Origin of the sequence: Thalassolituus sp. UBA6592 (genome assembly GCF_002433655.1) — a bacterium.
Taxonomy (GTDB): Bacteria; Pseudomonadota; Gammaproteobacteria; order Pseudomonadales; family Oceanobacteraceae; genus Venatoribacter.
In genome coordinates this window covers 1-1,391 of record NZ_DJIO01000099.1, presented here as the reverse complement: position 1 = coordinate 1,391, position 1,391 = coordinate 1, and the positions used below count along the sequence as shown (strand labels likewise).

The window sequence follows — 1,391 nt, the reverse complement described above, 5'->3', positions numbered from 1 at the left end:
CCACACATGTAGAACTCGCAATCTTCCGGTGCCGGGTGATCCTTCAGGTACTCTTCATACAGTACGTTATGGATGAAGCCGGTCAGACCTTCCCAGTTATCTTCTGGCTGAGGGTCAGACATAGCAACGTGCCATTCGAAGTTGTCGTTCTCTTCGGCAAGCTGATCGTATTCATCCTGATAGAAGAGTTCACGCAGCGAGCGTGCACCGTACCAGAAGCTGATCTTACGCTTGGACTTCAGGCGCTTCAGCTGGTCGAAGATGTGGGAACGCATTGGCGCCATACCCGCACCACCACCGATGAAGATCATCTCAGCATCCGTGTCTTTGGCGAAGAACTCACCAAATGGACCGTACACAGTGACCTTGTCGCCTGGCTTCAGGTTGAACACGTAAGACGACATGATACCGGCAGGAATGCCTTTGGAGCCCGGTGGTGGCGTTGCAATACGGATATTGAACTTAACCACACCCTTCTCTTCCGGATAGTTAGCCATAGAGTACGCACGGATGGTGGTCTCTTTGTTAACTGCCTTAATGTCGAAGAAGCCGTATTTCTCCCAGTCACCGCGATACTCTTCTTCGATATCGAAGTCGGAGTAGTTGATTTCGTAAGGAGGACATTCCAGCTGTACATAACCACCGGCGCGGAAGTTCACGTGCTCGCCTTCCGGCAGAGCCAGTGTCAGTTCCTTAATGAAAGTTGCCATGTTCGGGTTAGAAACAACCGTGGTCTCCCACTTCTTAACACCGAAGACTTCTTCCGGAACTTCTACATCCATATCCTGCTTAACCGGAGTCTGACAGGACAGACGCCAGCCTTCACGGGCTTCACCTTTAGTGAAGTGAGAGGCTTCGGTTGGCAGCATTTCGCCACCACCGCTTTTCACCACACACTTACACTGGGCACAGGTACCACCACCACCACAGGCAGATGACAGGAAGATATTGTTTGCTGCCAGTGTCTGCAGCAGTTTGCCGCCGGCTTCCGTTTCAACTTCACGTTCGCCGTTGATCATAATTTTTACGTTACCAGAGCTTACCAGCTTGGCACGGGCGCCGAGAATGATGAATACCAGTGCCAGTACGATCACGGTAAACATCACAACGCCAAGAATAATTTCCAGTTCCACAGCCTACTCCTTACAGTTGCACGCCAGAGAAGGACATAAAGCCCAGAGACATCAGACCTACGGTCATGAAAGTGATGCCCAGACCCTGCAGTCCTGCCGGAACGTCGCTGTAACGCAGTTTTTCGCGGATACCGGCCAGAGCGGTAATCGCCAGAGCCCAGCCAAGACCGGAACCCAGACCGTATACGGTACTTTCTGCGAAGTTGTAATCACGTTCCACCATAAACAGAGAACCACCCATGATGGCGCAGTTCACGG

Annotated in this window: 2 protein-coding genes; both read right to left on the bottom strand. The window is 51.9% G+C overall.

The genetic code is table 11. The features are described from left to right. On the bottom strand, positions 1–1,103 hold a 1,103-nt coding region (gene nqrF / locus B2Z72_RS09375), incomplete at its 3' end, for an NADH:ubiquinone reductase (Na(+)-transporting) subunit F (RefSeq protein WP_414716701.1). 40 nt (positions 1,104–1,143) lie between these two features. Further along, on the bottom strand, positions 1,144–1,391 hold a 248-nt coding region (locus tag B2Z72_RS09370), incomplete at its 5' end, for an Rnf-Nqr domain containing protein (RefSeq protein ID WP_297004650.1).